The organism is Pseudovibrio sp. W64, assembly GCF_001623145.1.
GTDB lineage: Bacteria > Pseudomonadota > Alphaproteobacteria > Rhizobiales > Stappiaceae > Pseudovibrio.
Window position 1 is genome coordinate 109,672 of record NZ_LMCI01000030.1, and the last position, 13,111, is coordinate 122,782.

Below are 13,111 nucleotides of genomic sequence, written 5' to 3' on the forward strand. Positions count from 1 at the left end.
AAGATGCCCCATCCCGCAAAAACACAACCTGACAAAATTGTAATGTTTGACAGCGTACTCCCGAAAAGTGGACACCGGTTTTCGGATTAGAGTACGCATCAGTTAATCTACTACCCAAGCGGCAAATGATTGTCGTCCCTTAGCGTGTCCATCGCGATGGAGCTGCGCACGTTCTGCACCGCCTCATGAGGCAGCAGATCATTGTTGATCACCTCACTCAAGGCCTTCAGATCTTTCACCCGGATCTTGAGCATGTAATCCATGTCCCCCGTCATGGCGTAGGCTTCCTGCACGCTGGGAATGGTGCGCACCAGATCACGAAACAACCTGGCGTTCTCCTTGTTGTGCGTAGCCAGCGCCACTCCAACAAACGCCATCACATCCAGCCCCAGATACTCCGGTGAAAGATCAGCCTTATAGCGACGGATCACCCGCTCCTGCTCCAACCGTGTCCGCCGCCGCGAAACCTGCGAGGCAGAAAGGTGAATCACCTCCCCCAACTCCTGATTGGTCTGGCTGGCATCTTCCTGCAGCGCTGCAAGTAACTTAAGGTCAAACTGGTCTAGCTCAATCATCATTCGCACCAAATCAATATATGACGCACAATTTGTGCATATACTGCGTGATTTTACGTAAGAATGCAAACCTGTCGCGCCACAGATATTTCAGAATGGCTCTAAATTGCAGTGTATCGCCGAAAAGTGGGAACCGGTTTTCGGACAAAGATACGCAGAACGAATAGGAAGGCAGTTTTCATCGTATCAAACGATGACAAACAGCCTTCATCGCCTTGTTTGAGGAGGAACAAATGGGCCCATTTCCGCACGATGCAGGACCAGCTGAGATTACAGCAGAAAACCCTGCTGGCACCGACGGCTTCGAGTTCGTTGAATTTGCCCACCCAGAGCCGGAAAAGCTGGACGTCCTCTTCCGCCGCATGGGCTTTGCACCTGTTGCAAAGCATAAGAGCAAGAACATCACGCTCTATCGTCAGGGTGATGTGAACTACATCCTCAATGCAGAGCCAAACAACTTCGCCTCCCGCTTCATTGACGAGCACGGCCCATGTGCCCCGTCTATGGCATGGCGCGTTGTGGATGCACAGCAGACCTTTGAGCATGCCATCAACCGCGGGGCAGAAGCCTACACCGGCTCCGACAAAACCCTTGATGCACCCGCAATCAAAGGCATCGGCGGCTCCCTGCTTTACTTCATCGATAAGTACGGCGACAAAGGCTCTGCGTACTCAGAAGAGTTCGACTGGCTGGGCGAAGCAGACCCCAAACCAGCGGGCAAGAGCTTCTATTACCTCGACCACCTGACCCACAACGTCTATCGCGGCAACATGGACAAGTGGTGGACGTTCTACCGCGAGCTCTTCAACTTCAAGCAGATCCACTTCTTCGACATTGATGGCCGCATCACCGGCCTCGTCAGCCGCGCGATCACATCCCCATGTGGCAAAATCCGCATTCCGCTGAACGAGTCCAAGGACGACACCAGCCAGATCGAAGAGTACCTGAAGAAGTACAAAGGCGAAGGCATCCAGCACATCGCTGTGGGCACCGACGACATCTATGAAGCCACCGACAAACTGGCAGAAGACGGCCTCAAGTTCATGCCCGGCCCACCACAGACCTATTACGACCGCAGTACCGAGCGTGTACACGGCCACACCGAGCCGCTCGACCGCATAGCCAAACACGGCATCCTCATTGATGGCGAAGGCGTCATTGGCGGCGGCATGACAAAGATCCTGCTACAGATCTTCTCCAAAACTGTCATCGGCCCAATCTTCTTCGAATTCATCCAACGCAAAGGCGACGAAGGCTTCGGCGAAGGCAACTTCCGTGCCCTTTTTGAGAGCATAGAAGAAGACCAAATCCAACGCGGCGTCATAAAACACGACGCAGCCGAATAACTAGCAGTACACCTGCTAGAAAAAAGACCGAAAGCGACGGGGGCGCTTTCGGTCTTTTTTGTGTAGGATTGATAATCAAATCCCGTCTCGACAGTTCCCCGTAAAAGTAAGACCTTTTGAGAAGTTTATCGCAATTTCTTTGCTAGCTTCACGATACCCCCCGATCATCCCTGCTCGATAAGAATCTGTAATTTCAAACAATCGCAGCGGTTCTCGTCCGATAGTTTTTACTTCAGAAAAGTATGAAGATAATGGGAATTGGGCCGTTTCTACTCTAACATTTCCATCTGCTTCAGCCCACAAAATCCAAGGGCGATAAAATTCAAAGGCAGCAAACAGAGTTTCACCTTTGCCAGACTGCAGCCATTTTCCTTTGCAGGTAAGATTCATGGCATCTGTGGAATGATTTACAAGAATGTAAAATGTAATTCCGGAAACAATAGTTATTGCTAGAACACTTCTGACGAGGATTTTAACCAACTGAAGCATAGTCCCTCAAACACGAACCTCAACGACATCAACTTACGCTCAATCCAGAGATAGAAATTAGCAAAACACTTATTGCGGAACAAAATGAAACTTAGTTTTCTCTTGGATTGGCCAGCCGTCTTCATCTTCCTGCTGTTTAAGGGTGAAATCAGCAATCTTAGGAAAGAAAGGTGCAATCATCTCTCGAGCCTCAATCTCTGAGTTGGGTTTAGGGAAAAAACTGTTCCGCATGAGTGATATCCCGGAACAAGGGAGTTTCACTGTACCTGCGATTTCAATATCTTGACATGGATCATCGTCCCATCCGGGGGAGTCGACAACTACTGAGAATGAGATCTCAAAAGCGCGATACTCGTCTACTGGTTCCAACGTAAGAGTTCCCGACTTCGCAGCGATGTGCTGATAAATGAAGTACCATGAGCACTCCACGCCATCGATATTCTGGTCAGATATCTCAAAGGATGTTTTCTCTGAGGGCAATACCAGCCACTCAAAACTTAAGATCGTTTTCCAGTCTTCTCCAAAATAAGTGAATCGGGATAACTCAATACAAGCAGACCAATAAAGATTCCGCCGAACGCTAACCCGTGGGTTCTCGAACAAAACACCTGAGACATCACCACGCTCGTTTACGCGATAATCAATTAACTTTAAGGGATGGGTCATCTTTCGATGCTTTCTGCAAAGAGTAAAAATCTATTCGCGTAGGAATTGCGTCAACCATGCGAAACCAACAGCGAACGGAATAACAATCGGCCAGAGCATACCGAAACCACTTAACTCAATCAGGGTAAACCCGACGACGCTGTAAACAACAGCGTAAAGTATTCTCATGCCAGTTTCTATTTTACCCAATCTTTCAAAATTTTCTGGCGGTCATCCGGCTTAACAAATTTGCTGGAAACAAGCTGAACTATCTTCGTCAGCGAACTACGTTTAAAGCAATGTACCCTCAACAAACTAGGGCAAATTAGTAGCAATATAAGTACAGATGTCAGACTATTGGAAACTACATTAAATCACAATCTTAAGCTGTACATCTCCAAAACTCACCCCACACCCAACCACGTCAGCCCCACAATCCATCCGTAGCTCACCAGCACGCAGAACACCGTTATCGGGAGCATCCACCAGCAGAATTGCCAGAAGGTGAAGGGGGTGGCTCCGAACTTCTCGGCTTGCTGGACCACGATAACGTTGCTGGCAGCGGAGATGATGAAGAGGTTTCCGGCCACGGTGGAGATGGTGGAGAGCATCATGAAGGTGCCCGTGCTGCCACCATCCAGCAGCTTCAGGTAAAGTTCCACCACTGGCACGTTGGAGAATAGCTGGCTGGCCCAGAAGCTCACCACAGCAGTTATCGTCAGGTCTGCCAACTCCCCTTGCAAGGAGCCAAGCAGGTATTGCAGGGAGCCGGATTGGTAGAGTGAGCCAGTGACGATAAACATGGCCACAAAGAAGATCAGCGTCGCCCAGTCCACCTCCTTGAACACCCGCAGGCGCTCATCTCCTGCCAGATAGATCGGCAGGCAGGACAACAGCCCAACCCAGCCAAACGGCAGCGGGCCAAGGTGAAAGTACGTCCGCCCCAAACTGTCGCCCGTGATGATGCCCACCAACAGCAGGGCAGAAATCATCGCAGGCCATTGCCGACGGCTCACTTCAACCGCCTCGGCCTGCGTCTCCACATCCTGTGAAACCAGTGCACTCTCATCTGATCCATTCTTCTTCACCAACTGGTGGAAGCGGAAGAACACAGCCACAAGGCAAATCACCCCGGGCACCAGAGCCCACACGATAAACGTGGCCAGCATGTTTGGAAAATTGGCTGCATTCACCACCAGAATGTTCTGCGGATTGCCCACGGGAGACACCATGGAGCCCACCGTTACCGCCGCACACAACGCCACCAGAACCACCGCCAGCTTCCACTTGAACGCACGGCTTAAAATAATCGCGATGGGTACACCAATCACCGCCGCCGCATCATTGGTCAGCACCGCCGCACAAATCGCTGAGGCCACAATGAACCACAGCAACACGAGGCCAGCATTTGCCCGCTTCAGCAGCATATCCGCGATTTCCTGCGAAAGGCCGGTGTCATACAGCGACGAAGCAATGCTGAACACGGCAAACAGATAGAAGATCAGTTGCCAGTCCACCGCATGAAACGCAGCCACAGGCCTGATCTCCCCCAGCACCAACAGCACAATCGCGCCCGCCAGCATGATGTGCCAGATCCGCACCATGGGCGGAAGCCATTGGCGTACGGCAATTCCGAGGAAAATGAGGGCGGAAACAGCAAGAGAAACCGACATGCCCCACCGTAGCCACCGTGGTTTGACAGCAGCTTAACCGCCACTTCGACAATAGACCAAAATCTTTGGGGGCTTGGAGAGAACTCTCACCTATTCTCAACGCAGATCACGCAACAATCCAGGGTCTCCATGAAACTCAACAAGGCAATGCTTTCGACGAACTTCTTCGCCGGCGATGTCGTGGGTGGAATTGGACCTTATCTTGCAATCTACCTGCTCACGGGCCTGCAGTGGTCCCCCGGCAACATCGGCATGGTCCTCGCCATTGGCTCGCTGACAACCGTCGCCTTGCAAACACCAGCTGGCGCCTTCATCGACAGCACCCGCAAAAAACGTCTACTCCTCGCCTCTTGCGCCTTGCTCATCGGCTTCGCAACCATCTCAATCCTGCTGTTCTCGCAGTATCCTGCCGTGATTTACATCGCGCAGATCTTCATGGGCATTGCCGTCGCCTTTGTCGGCCCCTGCATCGCCGCCATAACTTTGGGCATATCAGGACCAGACCACTTCACTGTGCAAATGGGCGCCAATCAGGCCGCTAACCATTCCGGCAATGTGTTTGCCGCCATTCTGGGCGCAGGTCTCGCACTGTGGATCTCGGCAGAAGGCGTATTCTGGCTCGTTGCCCTCATGGCCGTCGGCATGGCCATCAGCATCGGCATGGTCAGCGGCTCGGCCATCAACCACAACGCAGCCCGAGGCGGCTTGCACCACACTCCCAACGATGGCGATGAACCGTCCACCGTCAGCACCATCCTGGCAGACAAACGCCTGCTCACACTGGTGCTCTGCGTGTTCATGTTCCATTTCGCCAATGCTGCCATGCTGCCGCTGGTCGGGCAGAAGCTCTCAGTCAATTCCAACGTCAACATCGGCGTCGCCTTCGCGGCAACCTGCATCGTCGTGGCACAGTTCTGGATGACCATCATGTCCATCATCTGCGCTGCCAGAGCCGATATATGGGGCCGCAAGCCACTCTTCCTGCTCGCCTTCTTCATTCTGCCCATTCGTGGCATGCTGTTCATGTGGCTGGAAGACCCCGTCGCACTCATCTCCGTGCAGTCACTGGATGGCATCGCCAACGGCATCTTCGGCGTGATTATCCTGCTCATCGCTGCGGATCTGACCCGAGGCACAGGCCGCTTCAATCTGGTGCAAGGCGCCCTCGCCGCCGTGGTTGGCATTGGTTCGGCTGCATCCAACCTGCTTGCTGAAGAAATCGTCCAGTTTTTCGGCTATTCTCCCGCCTTCATCACCCTTGCGGTTCTGGCCTTCATTGGCGGCACCATGTACCTGTTCCTGATGCCGGAAACTTTGCCGGCTCAAACAGATGAAGATGACGGAACAGCACCTCAACAAACGAGCTAGGACTTACGATTAGGTCATCTCAACTTTCGGGTGAAAACGCTGATTTATACGATTACTCTCTTTATTTACTGGTCCTCAAATACTTATGCTTATCTCGCAGATAAAAGAATGCGCTAGAAAACAAATGTTCAGGGCCTAAGGCGTGAATACAAATGAACGCGGACATGTTTTGAACACACAGTGCAGGCCAGTACTCGAATGATCGAAAAAGCCAGTAGAGAGCAGGTTCGTCGCCAAAACCGGTTCGTGGTGTTGTCCACGTTGCGGCGTCATACCACTCTGGCCCGTGTCGACCTTGGCCGGTTAACAGGTCTTTCTCTAGCCGCCGTCACCTCCATCACCGCAGATCTGAAGGATCGCGGTCTGATCACAGAGGTGGAAGAGCAACCCAATCCGGATGCCAACACCCGTGGCCGCCCGCGCACCTATCTGCGTCTGCGTGATGATGTCGCCCATGTGGTCACGGTCAAGCTCTCGGTAGACCGCGTTTCGCTTGCTCTGGTGGACTATACCGGCCACCAGCATGCCGAAGCCAAGTTCATGGTGGAATCCTCCGATATGGGCGGCGAAGCATTCATCGCTCTGCTCGCCCGCCACATTAAAGCGCTGATGAAAACAGAGCCCCTTCGCGCCCGCAGCGTCATGGAAATCACCGTGGCAACGCAAGGCATCGTCGGCAAACGCAACGGCTCCATCATCTGGTCACCCACCATCGCAGAGCGACAGGTGGAACTCACGGCCAAGCTCTCCAAAACCCTCGGCATCACCTGCACGCTTTACAACGACACCAACATGATCGCCGAAGCCCTGCACCGGCAGGACGCTGAGAAATACAGCGGCAATTTTGTCGTAGTGTATATCGACCGCGGCGTTGGCATGGGCATCTTCATCAAAAACGCGCTCTACCGTGGCGAAACCGGAGCCGCCGCTGAATACGGCCACTCCCCCTTTACGCCAGAAGGAGCGGCATGCAGATGTGGCAAGAAGGGCTGTCTGGAAGCCTACATCGCCGACTATGCGCTCTACCGTGAAGCCCAGAAGCTGCCCAAGGAAACCTCTCCCTCCGCCATGTTCTACGGACCGGAGTACATTCAGAACCTACGCGCCAGAGCCCGCATAGGTGAAGCGCAGGCGCAAAAGGTCTTCACAGATGCAGGTTTTGCATTGGGCGTCAGCCTCGCCCGCACAATCTCATTGCTGGACCCAAGCCGCATCGTCCTCACCGGCAAAGCCATGCAAGCCTACGACCTTTTCAAGCACGGCATGAATAAGGGTCTGGAAAGCGGCCTGCTAGCGCCTCTGCTGGATTCAGTGAACCTTGAAGTACTGCCATGGGACGAAGACTTCATCCTCCAGGGCCTGCTCATCAAAGCCCTGAAGCACCTGGACGAGGCACTGATCCATTAAGGCGTACTCCCGAACAGTGGCTCCGGTTTTCGGATAAGCGTGCACACGAAAAAGCCGGCCCCAAAGGAACCGGCTTTCTCAAAACTCGCGTGAGCACGCTTAGTTGCGGGACAGCATTGCAGAAGGCAAGCCGCGTGCAATTGTGTGCGCAACAACAGCAGCAAGAGCAACCTTGATCAGGTCACCCGGAAGAAACGGCAAGCTGCCAACCATGATGGCTTTCTCCATGGTCATACCAGCTTTGTAAGCCAGCACCGGCACACCGAGCGCATGCACCACAACAATGCCGCCAACGACGCCAGATACAACCGCACCAAACACCACGTTCATGTTGCGCATGGCTTTCATGATCGCACCAGTGACAATCGCGCCAACAAAGTAGCCTGCCAGATAGCCAGCTGTCGCGCCATAAAACACGCCAATGCCACCACGGCCACCAGCCAGAAACGGCAGGCCAAGCGCCACCAGAAACAGCAGCAAAGCAACCGCAAGCCCACCACGCACCGGACCAAGCATCATGCCAGCCAGCATCACACCAAGCGACTGTGCAGTAATTGGAATTCCGCCAGCAAGACCCAGCTCAATCTTGGGCACCAAACCCAGAGCAGCAATCAGCGCCGCATAAAATGCAATCTGAACAAGAGAACGATCGCTAGACATAGTCATCCTATCTATTTCTTATCACGGTCAAAGCCGTCAGCCCCACCTCGGGCTGTCAAAGCTTCGGCAACATGATCTGTCATTTTAATCGCGTGTAACGCAAATGGGGCAAGCAAGCGCCAGCTGTTGGCGTGGGCTGTTCTGGCTTTATACGCTTCTTGCAGCGACGCATAAACCGCGAGCAGCACCGGAACAAACCGGATAACCAAAGCGACTGCCAGCGAGACGCGTCTTGGGGAGATGCCAAACACACGCAGAGGCCGGAACAACGGTTCAACCGCATCCATCAAGGCCTCCATATGCGTTGTTATACTAATAAAGTTGGCAAGGAGCACCATCGCCAATAGACGCAACACAGCAATGATGCCCTGCTCAATATCGCCTAAAAACACATGCACCAGAAAGATGATCCCCATCATCCAGAGCAGTGGGCGAACCACCTTCACCTTCTCCAGCCCCTGCCGGCCAAGCGTTGCATAAAGCACCACTACAAACACCAGCAGTGCAGCAGAGAACCAAAGCGTATTGAACGGGATAATCAGCAGGCTCAGCACAAACAAAAAGATCAGCTTCACTCTGGCAGGAAGCTTATGCGCCCAACTGTTGCCCGCCATGTAAAGGGAGATCATGCGCGCGCTACCCCTTCAAAATGAAGGTCCACGCCAGAAAGCTCATGCGCCTGATAGTCTGCCAGCACATCCGCAGGCACACCAAACTGCTTGAGCTTACCGTCTTCAATCCAGAGCACTTTGTCATAGTCACTCAGCGCATCCAGCTCATGGCTGACAAAGAGGATCTGCTGATCCAGCTTCTCCAGCTTCCGCCGCAGTGCCACTCGTGTCCGCAAATCCAGACTGGAAAACGGCTCATCCAACACCAGCAGTTTCGGCTCCATGATGAGCACGGCCAAAATACAGATCAGCTGCTTTTGACCTTCAGAAAGCTCATGAACCGGACGCTCTCCCAGCTGCTCAATGCCATGGTCTCTCAACAGCGCGAGGCTCTGTACCTTTGCATCCGCTTTGCCCACCCCAATCTGGCGCAGGCCAAAGCTCAGCTCTTCCAGAGCGGTCGGAAAGATCAGCTGATGGTCCGGATTCTGGAACACAAACCCCGTCACTCGTGCCAGCTTCTTGGCCCCTTCCTCAGCAGAAACACCATGAACCAGCAAAGATCCAGCACTCACCGGCAGCAAACCATTCAGGCTGCGCACAAGCGTAGACTTACCAGACCCGTTCCGACCAATAATCCCAACCCGCTGATCCGGCAGCGCAACAGACAGGTCACGAATGATCGTCGAACCGCTCCGTTCAATGGAAACATGGTCAAAATTGATTGTTTTTGAAGTGTCGTTCACGCCGCAATATCACCTGCCAAAGGAGTTGCACTCCTATACACAATGCAGCATGCCAACACCACGGAAATCTAAGAGATCAGGGCTGACCATCACAGCTCGGTAAGCCTGGTCCTATGTGTCATGTCCGCAACCTTTTCAGCAAAGCAGTTCACCAATACCCTTGTTGCCAACCATTGGAACCAAAACGCAGATCAATTGAAAAAGACGCAAATGCCGGTCTGGATGCCTACCGGAACCTGTTTCCATCTCCTGCATTTGAGGGAGAGGAATAAGCTCTCAAACTCAATAATAAAATTTCATACTGACGAGGGCTTAAACGCGGACAAAGCGGTCAATCGCAGCTAGTGCGCTGATGCGATATCAGGTTGCATGCTATATTGCTCGTATTGGAGTTCAATTGAAGAACATGCAGGAAATCATAACTCTGAGGTTTCCTGCGTCAGCCATGTCCCGCTCCCGCCAATAAGCCACAATTGAAATGGAAGCTGAGAATGATTACTTTGCTCCGAATCTGGGAGTGAATTATGCCACTGCAATTTTTTAAAGCGTCATTGCGCGTTATCGTTATTTTGGGGCCATGCCTTTTTCTTCTTCCTGCCTTCAGTTCTGAACATCAGGGTATTGTTAAGTCCGCTCAGGATGGTGACCCAGTTGCACAAAATAAGCTAGGCGAAATGCACGAAGACGGCCTTGGCGTTCAACAGGACGATATGGAAGCGCTGAAGTGGTACCGCCGTGCCGCAGAACAGGGTTTTGCTGATGCACAGTATAATCTCGGGTTGATGTATGCTGAAGGTCGAGGTGTACCGCAGGATGATGGCGAAGCGGTTAAGTGGACCCGTCTTGCCGTAGAGCAGGGTCATGCTAGTGCGCAAAATACTCTCGGATTTATGTACGACTACGGTCAGGGCGTACCGCAGGATGATGACGAAGCGGTCAAATGGTTCCGGCGGGCTGCTGTGCAGGGCGATGCGGAAGCGCAAAATAATTTAGCGGCAAAATATGCCAAGGGGGAGGGCTTGCCGCAGGATGATGGTAAAGCCGTCCAATGGTACAGACAGGCTGCAGATCAAGGCCTTCCTGAAGCACAGTTTAATCTTGGGTTTATATATGCCAACGGAAAGGGCGTACCACAAAATCATGACGAGGCGGTCAAGTGGACTCGTCTGGCCGCAGATCAGAACCACTCTTATGCGCAACTTTTTCTTGGGTTAATGTATTCCAATGGCTTGGGCGTGCTGCGGAACGATGAGGAAGCGATAAAGTGGTATAGAAAGGCTGCTGATCAGGGCGTCGCTGATGCGCAGTATAATCTCGGAATGATATATGCCGAAGGTTTGGGCGTGGCGCAGGATTATGGCGAGGCGGTTAAGTGGACCCGCCTAGCCGTAGATCAGGGTCTTGCTGATGCGCAATTTTTTCTCGGGTTTATGTATGTCGAAGGCCTGGGCGTGCCGCAGGATTATGGCGAGGCAGTTAAGTGGACCCGCTTTGCCGCAGATCAGGGTTTTGCTGATGCGCAGAATAATCTCGGTGCGATGTATGCCGAAGGCTTAGGCGTGCCACAAGATCTAGGCGAAGCATTTAAGTGGTACCGTCTTGCCGTAGATCAGGGTATTGCTGATGCACAATATAATCTCGGTGTGATGTATGCCGAAGGCTTGGGCGTGCCGCAAGATGATGGCGAGGCGTTTAAGTGGACCCGCCTTGCCGCAGATCAGGGCCACGCTGGTGCGCAAAGTAATCTCGGGTTGATGTATGCCGAAGGCTTGGGCGTACCACAAGATCCAGGCGAGGCGGTCAGATGGACTCGCCTGGCCGCTAGGCAGGGCATTGGGGAAGCGCAAAATAATCTTGCGTCAATATATGCCAATGGGGAGGGCTTGCCGCAGGATGATGGCAAGGCAGTTGAGTGGGCCCGCCTTGCCGCAGATCAAGGCATTGCTGATGCGCAGTATAATCTCGGGTTGATGTATGCTGAAGGTCGAGGTATCCCACAAGACTATATAAATGCATATGTCTGGTTTGCTGTAGCACAGGCGAATGGGATGAAGATCTCAGAGCAGGCCATAGAGAAGATTGCAAATAACCTTACATTGCAACAAATCTCTCAAGCAAAACGCAAAGTTGCAGAACGTCTTAGAGCACAGAGATAGGTATAGTAAATCTACAATATTATTATGTGAGCTATAACGAGCTACCCATACTGCACCTGCAAATGGGCACCAGCATTTTGCAGCTTTATGAATGTCCACAAAGGGCTCAAAAAGTCATACCTCATAATTTCTTATGCCTTTGAGGCCTCTCTGAGCAATATCAGCAGCAGGCGTATTATTGATCTCGGCTGCTGGGAAGGCAACAACACCCACAAGCTGGCAAGAGCAGGTGCTCATATGGCTGATGCTGATCTTTCAGAAAACATGATCGCCCATGCAATTGCCGAGGAGCAAAAGCCCCATTAGACATTACCTACGCAACCAACTCACCTACGCAACCAGCTCCTTCAGTTCCAACACTGGCTTTCCTGGCGAAAAGACGAGGGAAGAGAGGCGACAGATCTGGTTGTCTCCAAGTACTTGGACCAAAGACACGTCGCAGATCAATGGAACTTCGCCTGGCTCGGAGACCATTCAGAGACCCAGCACTTCGGCGTACCCAGTTTCCTTTGCACCTTGAGCAATTATTTAAACCCCTTCACCAAGGCAGGCCTTCAAATCAAGGAGATTCAGGAACACGAACCAACAGAGGAAGCGATCCAGCAGATGCCACGCTTCCACCATTCGAAAGATCTCTCTGCTTTCCTCCTGATGGTCAAAGCCACCAAGCCCGAAATCGCATAATCTAAAAGCTAGGCCAACACACCGCGCAGGGAGATCAGCCACGTTTTCACCTCCGCAGACACCTTGGCATGGTCCAGCCCCTCAAAGGCATCCCAGCTCCAGCCGTTCTCAGGGCACAGCTCATCCAAAAATGCATGCAGCTCTTTTTGCTTAGCATCTGGCAAAGGCAAGTTGGCTGCATGCCTCAGCAACAACACCTGCTCCTGAAGCCGTAAGAACACCCAGAAGGCTTCCATCATAGGCCGCAGCAAATGCGGCTGTGTCTGCCACGTATTGCCGGAAAACAGATCCTGCGTGACAATCGGCCCAGCTCCATGACAGTGAAACTGAACACAGCCCTTGTACCCGGTCGTCGCCAGATCAGAATGGATCTTACAGGCCCCACAGCCCTCAAGATTTCGGCAAGGCTCACCAGCAGCTTTATCAAACGGGAAAACACTCGACTTATCAAAGGCAAGCGCCACGCAGCACAAGGCAGCGCATTTCTCGCAGTCTGCTTTCAGCCGGTCATCAAGTTGGTTCAGATCCATAGCGTCTTATTGACACAAAACACAAGCCAACGAAAGCAATCTCAAGTTTCGGGCAGATAGGGAGTGTCTCGCCCTTTTACGCGTTCTATTTGCTTGGTTTCAATCAATTGACAAGGAGGCGCCATACACAATACTCCAGAGCATGTCATGTGATGCTTCGTATATACAGCACCGAGCACCGAGCACCGAGCACCGAGCACCGAGCACCGAGCACCGAGCAC

The 13,111-nt window shown here is 52.6% G+C and carries 15 protein-coding genes; 5 read left to right on the forward strand and 10 right to left on the reverse strand.

Annotated elements, in window-relative coordinates:
• Positions 1–110 precede the first annotated feature (110 nt).
• Complete coding sequence (locus tag PsW64_RS13370) at positions 111–575, reverse strand: Lrp/AsnC family transcriptional regulator (RefSeq protein WP_063291815.1); 465 nt, start codon at positions 573–575, stop codon at positions 111–113.
• A 233-nt stretch (positions 576–808) separates the two neighbouring features.
• Here PsW64_RS13370 and hppD point away from each other — a divergent pair, with 233 nt between their 5' ends.
• On the forward strand, positions 809–1,921 hold the full coding sequence (gene hppD / locus PsW64_RS13375; protein ID WP_063303928.1) for a 4-hydroxyphenylpyruvate dioxygenase: 1,113 nt from the start codon (positions 809–811) through the stop codon (positions 1,919–1,921).
• A gap of 75 nt (positions 1,922–1,996) precedes the next feature.
• Here hppD and PsW64_RS13380 read toward each other — a convergent pair whose 3' ends face one another.
• The 4 genes from PsW64_RS13380 to PsW64_RS13390 form a co-directional block, all read right to left on the reverse strand.
• Entirely contained in the window at positions 1,997–2,410 is a 414-nt protein-coding gene (locus PsW64_RS13380; protein ID WP_063291817.1) for a hypothetical protein, read from the reverse strand.
• Positions 2,411–2,479: 69 nt separating this feature from the next.
• The gene (locus PsW64_RS13385; RefSeq protein WP_063291818.1) at positions 2,480–3,076 is read right to left on the reverse strand and encodes a hypothetical protein; all 597 of its coding nucleotides are present in this window, start codon (positions 3,074–3,076) and stop codon (positions 2,480–2,482) included.
• 30 nt (positions 3,077–3,106) lie between these two features.
• Complete coding sequence (locus PsW64_RS27615) at positions 3,107–3,244, reverse strand: hypothetical protein (protein WP_193757803.1); 138 nt, start codon at positions 3,242–3,244, stop codon at positions 3,107–3,109.
• Positions 3,245–3,459: 215 nt separating this feature from the next.
• Positions 3,460–4,728 carry an SLC13 family permease gene (locus PsW64_RS13390; RefSeq protein WP_063303929.1) on the reverse strand — a complete coding sequence of 423 codons (1,269 nt, stop codon included), beginning with the start codon at positions 4,726–4,728 and terminating at the stop codon, positions 3,460–3,462.
• A gap of 129 nt (positions 4,729–4,857) precedes the next feature.
• Here PsW64_RS13390 and PsW64_RS13395 point away from each other — a divergent pair, with 129 nt between their 5' ends.
• Complete coding sequence (locus tag PsW64_RS13395; RefSeq protein WP_063290400.1) at positions 4,858–6,096, forward strand: MFS transporter; 1,239 nt, start codon at positions 4,858–4,860, stop codon at positions 6,094–6,096.
• A gap of 198 nt (positions 6,097–6,294) precedes the next feature.
• Positions 6,295–7,503, forward strand: a complete 1,209-nt coding sequence (locus PsW64_RS13400; RefSeq protein WP_057460836.1) for an ROK family protein — start codon at positions 6,295–6,297, stop codon at positions 7,501–7,503.
• Positions 7,504–7,602: 99 nt separating this feature from the next.
• Here the strand turns inward: PsW64_RS13400 and PsW64_RS13405 are convergent, their stop codons facing one another.
• Genes PsW64_RS13405 through PsW64_RS13415 form a run of 3 tightly spaced genes read right to left on the reverse strand, consistent with a single transcriptional unit; the run spans position 7,603 to position 9,520 of the window.
• The gene (locus PsW64_RS13405; RefSeq protein WP_063303930.1) at positions 7,603–8,169 is read right to left on the reverse strand and encodes a biotin transporter BioY; all 567 of its coding nucleotides are present in this window, start codon (positions 8,167–8,169) and stop codon (positions 7,603–7,605) included.
• Positions 8,170–8,174: 5 nt separating this feature from the next.
• On the reverse strand, positions 8,175–8,792 hold the full coding sequence (locus PsW64_RS13410) for an energy-coupling factor transporter transmembrane component T family protein (protein ID WP_063303931.1): 618 nt from the start codon (positions 8,790–8,792) through the stop codon (positions 8,175–8,177).
• Positions 8,789–9,520, reverse strand: coding sequence for an energy-coupling factor ABC transporter ATP-binding protein (locus PsW64_RS13415; RefSeq protein WP_063303932.1), 732 nt, complete (start codon positions 9,518–9,520; stop codon positions 8,789–8,791). Before PsW64_RS13415 ends, PsW64_RS13410 begins: the two co-directional genes overlap by 4 nt.
• 524 nt (positions 9,521–10,044) lie before the next feature.
• Between PsW64_RS13415 and PsW64_RS28345 the strand changes: the two genes are divergently transcribed.
• Together PsW64_RS28345 and PsW64_RS13425 are read left to right on the forward strand one after the other, a co-directional pair.
• Positions 10,045–11,676: an SEL1-like repeat protein gene (locus PsW64_RS28345; RefSeq protein ID WP_063303933.1), complete on the forward strand. Its 1,632-nt coding sequence runs from the start codon at positions 10,045–10,047 to the stop codon at positions 11,674–11,676.
• A gap of 87 nt (positions 11,677–11,763) precedes the next feature.
• The gene (locus PsW64_RS13425; RefSeq protein WP_063303934.1) at positions 11,764–11,982 is read left to right on the forward strand and encodes a hypothetical protein; all 219 of its coding nucleotides are present in this window, start codon (positions 11,764–11,766) and stop codon (positions 11,980–11,982) included.
• A 222-nt stretch (positions 11,983–12,204) separates the two neighbouring features.
• Here the strand turns inward: PsW64_RS13425 and PsW64_RS27370 are convergent, their stop codons facing one another.
• Complete coding sequence (locus PsW64_RS27370) at positions 12,205–12,402, reverse strand: hypothetical protein (RefSeq protein ID WP_153042373.1); 198 nt, start codon at positions 12,400–12,402, stop codon at positions 12,205–12,207.
• Positions 12,369–12,890, reverse strand: coding sequence for a hypothetical protein (locus PsW64_RS13435; RefSeq protein WP_063303936.1), 522 nt, complete (start codon positions 12,888–12,890; stop codon positions 12,369–12,371). Before PsW64_RS13435 ends, PsW64_RS27370 begins: the two co-directional genes overlap by 34 nt.
• Between the last annotated feature and the right edge of the window lie 221 nt (positions 12,891–13,111).